The organism is Streptomyces reniochalinae, from assembly GCF_003323735.1.
Taxonomy (GTDB): domain Bacteria; phylum Actinomycetota; class Actinomycetes; order Streptomycetales; family Streptomycetaceae; genus Streptomyces; species Streptomyces reniochalinae.
Window position 1 is genome coordinate 1 of sequence record NZ_QOIM01000067.1, and the last position, 4,709, is coordinate 4,709.

1 protein-coding gene is annotated in these 4,709 nt (G+C 69.5%); it reads left to right on the forward strand.

The window, feature by feature from the left end; translation table 11 throughout:
* A partial coding sequence (locus DQ392_RS33920; protein WP_114019543.1) for a type I polyketide synthase occupies positions 1 to 4,709 on the forward strand: 4,709 nt, incomplete at both ends.

Here is a 4,709-nt window from a genome sequence, read left to right on the forward strand (position 1 = left end):
GGTATTGGCAGCGGAATTTGCGGTCGCCGGTGCGGTTCGCGGAGACGGTTGAGGGGTTGTTGGATGCGGGGTTCCGGCGGTTTGTGGAGGTGAGTGCGCATCCGGTGTTGACGTCGGCGATCGAGGACATCGTCGAGCAGCATCCCGGGCGTCCTGAGGCGACGGTGACCGGCTCGTTGCAGCGTGATCAGGGTGATCTGCGCCAGATGCTGACCTCCGCCGCGCAGCTGTGGGCGCACGGCACCGACGTCACCTGGCCCACCCCCGCCGCCCCCGCCACACTGGGCACGTCACTCGCCGAACATGTGGAACTGCCCACCTACCCCTTCCAAGGCCAGTCCTACTGGCTGGAGACTCCCGCCCCGAAGACATCGCCTTCCGCGTTCGGTATGGCCGACACGGAGCATCCCTTCCTCGGCGCGAGGGTCGAGCTCGCCGACGACGGTCGCACGTTGCTGACCGGCAGGCTGTCGCTCAGGTCCCACCCCTGGCTCGCCGACCACACCGTCGCGGGAACCGTCGTCGTGCCCGGCACGGTCTTCGTCGAGCTCGGCCTCCGGGCAGCGGACCACACCGGCTGCGACCAGGTCGCCGACCTCACCCTCCACGCCCCCCTGACTCTCGACGAGACCGTCGGCGTACAGCTCCAGGTGACGGTCGCCGAGGCCGACGAGAGCGGGCTGCGGCACCTGAGCGTCCACGCCCGCCCAGAGACGTCCGAAGACGACGGCACGTGGACTCGTCACGCGACGGGCGCTCTCGCGACGTCGGAGACCGCCCCCCGCGCCGTACCCACTGTGTGGCCCCCGGCCGGTTCCACCTCCGTCCCCACGGGAGAGCTGTACGGATGGCTTGCCGCACAGGGGTACGAGTACGGCCCCGCGTTCCAGGGGCTGGGGGCGGCCTGGCGACACGGCGACGACCTGTACGCCGAAGTCGGGCTTCCCGAGGACCAGCGGTCCCAAGCGGAAGCCTTCGCCACCCACCCGGCGCTCCTCGACGCCGCACTCCACTCCCTCGCGCTGGGGGACGGTCCGCTGCGGCCTGACGCCGAGGGCAGGATCGTACTGCCGTTCTCCTGGTCCGGGCTCACTGTGCATGCCACAGGCGCGACGTCCGGTTGGGTGCGCTGGTCGCGGACCTCCGCGGACACCGTGACGGTGACGCTCGTCGATCCGTCCGGTGGCCTTGTGGCGACGGTCGACGCTCTGACACTGCGGCCGGTCGACGTCGAACAACTGGCTGCGAAGGCGAGTAGGCGTCCGGAGGCTCCGCTGCACCTCGACTGGGTGGAGGTGCCGGACACGTCGACGGACACGCGGACCGCCCCCGCGCCGACGGCGGCCACCTGCGCGGTGATCGGCGAGGCGACGGCGGACTGGCTGGGGGAGGCCGGCGAGTCGACCGCGACATTCCATGTCGATCTGGGCGCCCTGCGGGAACAGGTGTCAGCCGGCACAGCCGTGCCGGAGTTCGTACTGGCCGTGTGCGGCACCGGCACCGACATCAGCGCCGGCACCGGCATCAGCACCGGCACCGGCATGGGCACCAGCACCGGCGTCGGCGACTCCGCGGCGCCGGACGGGGAGTCGGTGGCGGGCACAGCGGCGGCCATGACCGAGCAGACCATGCGCCTGGTTCAGGAGTGGCTGGCCGAGGAGCGGTTCTCCGAGTCCACGCTGCTGTTGCTGACCCGCGGCGCGGTGACCACACGCCCTGGCGAGGACGGCCCCGATCTGTCGCTCGCCCCGTGCTGGGGCCTGGTGCGCAGCGCGCAGAGTGAGCATCCCGGACGACTGCGCATCGTCGACCTCGACGGGGGCCCGCTGTCTCAGCAGACTCTCGCGAGGGTGCTGGCGGCTCGGGAGCCCCAGCTCGCCCTCCGCGAGGGGGTACCGTACGCGCCCCGCCTGGTGAAGGGCACCGGGAGCGCCCCCTCTGTGTTGGCGGAAGCGTCTGCCGGTGTGTCTGCCGGCCCCTGCTTCGGTGAGGGGACCGTCTTGATCACCGGGGGCACCGGGGCCCTCGGCGAGGTCACCGCCCGCCACTTGGTGTCCCGGCACGGCGCCCGGCGGCTGTTGCTGGCCAGCCGTAGCGGGCCGGCGGCGACCGGCATCGCGGAGCTGGTCGCCGAGTTGGAGGAGCTGGGCGCTCACGTCACCGTCGCGGCCTGCGACACGGCGGACCACGACGCCGTGGCCGACCTGCTCGCGGCCATCCCGGCCGCCCACCCCCTCACCGCCGTCCTGCACGTCGCCGGCGTACTGGAGGACGCTACCGTCACCTCCCTCACCCCGGAGGGTTTGCGGACGGTGATGCGTCCCAAGGTCGACGCGGCCTGGAACCTGCACCGGCTGACGCGGCACCTCGGCCTGTCGGCGTTCGTCATGTTCTCCTCGATCGCGGGTACGTTCGGCAATCCGGGGCAGGCCAACTACGCCGCCGCCAACACCTTCCTCGACGCGCTCGCCCACCACCGTCACGCCCACGGTCTTCCCGCACTGTCCCTCGCGTGGGGGCTGTGGGAAGAGTCCACGGGCATGACCGGCACGCTCACCAGCGCCGACCGAAGCCGTCTGTCCCGCGGCGGACTGACCCCGCTCGCCACGGACCGCGCCCTCCATCTGTTCGACCAGGCCCTGACGACTCCGCAGTCCCCGCTTCAGCTTCCCGTCGAACTGAACAGGCCCGCACTGCGGACACAGGCCCGGAACGGCACGCTTCCCGGCATCCTGCACGGCCTCGTTCGTGCGCCGCGCAGGGTGGCCGCCCGGTCCCAGGCGGTCTCCGGCGACTCCCTGGCCCAGCGGCTCGCGCGGATGCCGGAGGCGGAACAGCGCGAAGTGGTGCTGGAGGTGGTGTGCACACAGACGGCGTCTGTGCTCGGGCACTCCGGTGCCGGTGCGGTCGACCCACGACGCGCCTTCAAGGAGGTGGGCTTCGACTCGCTGACCGCCGTCGAGCTCCGGAACCGGCTCAACGCCGCCACCGGCCTCCGTTTGCCGTCCACCGTCACCTTCGACCACCCGACCCCCGAGGCACTCAGCGACCACCTGCTCACTCGTCTGGGCATCTCGTCGTCGGCCCCGGCCGCCGCATCGCACATCGCCTCCACCGCCGGGTCAACGGTCGAGCAGAGGGAGCCGATCGCGATTATCGGGATGGCGTGTCACTACCCGAACGGTATCGACAGTCCGGGGGATTTGTGGCGGCAGTTGGTTGAGGGGCGGGATGCCACGGGTGATTTCCCGGTCAATCGGGGGTGGGATCCGGGGTTGTTTGATCCTGATCCTGAGCAGGTGGGGAAGAGTTATACGCGGCGTGGTGGTTTTCTCCATGACGCGGATCAGTTCGATGCGGAGTTCTTCGGTATCAGTCCGCGTGAGGCATTGGCGATCGATCCGCAGCAGCGGTTGTTGCTGGAGACGGCCTGGGAGGCGATCGAGTCCGCCGGTATCGAGCCGGGAGCTCTCCGCGACAATGTCACAGGTGTCTATACGGGGTTGATGTACAACGACTACGCCTCCCGTCTGACCACGCGGACTCCGCCGGGATTCGAGGGGTACCTGGGCAACGGCAGCCTGCCCAGCGTTGCCTCAGGCCGCATTTCCTACACACTGGGCCTTCAGGGGCCGGCGATCACGGTGGATACGGCGTGTTCGTCGTCGTTGGTGGCGTTGCATTTGGCGGCGCAGGCGTTGCGGGGTGGTGAGTGTCGGTATGCCCTTGCGGGTGGGGCGACGGTGATGGCGACTCCGCAGTTGTTCGTGGAGTTCAGTCGTCAGCGGGGTCTGGCTGCGGACGGGCGGTGTAAGTCGTTCGCCGCGGCGGCGGATGGGACGGGCTTTGGTGAGGGCGTTGGTCTGGTGCTGCTCACTCCGTTGTCTCATGCGCGGGAATTGGGTCATCCGGTCCTGGCGACCATTCAGGGGAGTGCGACGAATCAGGATGGTGCGAGTAATGGTTTGACGGCTCCGAATGGTCCGTCGCAGGAGCGGGTGATTCGTGCGGCGTTGGCGAACGCGCGGCTGAGCGAGGCCGATGTCGATGTGGTGGAGGCGCACGGTACGGGCACGAGGTTGGGTGATCCGATCGAGGCGCAGGCGCTGTTGGCGACGTATGGGCAGGACCGGTCCGACGATCGGCCGGTGTGGTTGGGGTCGGTGAAGTCGAACATCGGTCATACGCAGGCTGCTGCGGGTGTGGCGGGTGTGATCAAGATGGTGGAGGCGATGCGGCACGGTGTGCTGCCGCGCACGTTGCATGTGGATGAGCCGACCCCGCATGTGGACTGGTCGGCGGGTGCGGTGCGGTTGTTGACCGAGACGACCGCGTGGCCGGAGACCGGGCGTCCGCGTCGGGCGGCGGTCTCCTCGTTCGGGATCAGCGGCACGAATGCCCATCTGATTCTCGAAGCTCCGCCAGTCACGGAGGGAGTGATAGCCGAGGTTCCGCTCCCGGCTCCTGCTGGGGATTCCGAGCCGGTGGTTTTTGCGTTGTCGGCGAAGTCGGAGTCGGCGTTGCGGGTGCAGGCGGGGCGGTTGGGGGAGTTTTTGGAGGCGCGTCCTGAGGTGGATGTGCGGTCTGCTGCTGGTGTGTTGGGTCGGCGTGGTGTGTTTGGTTGTCGTGCTGCGGTGGTGGGTGTGGGGCGTGGTGAGGTGGTGGGGGGTTTGCGTGCGGTTGCTGAGGGGGGTTCTGGTGTTGCTGAC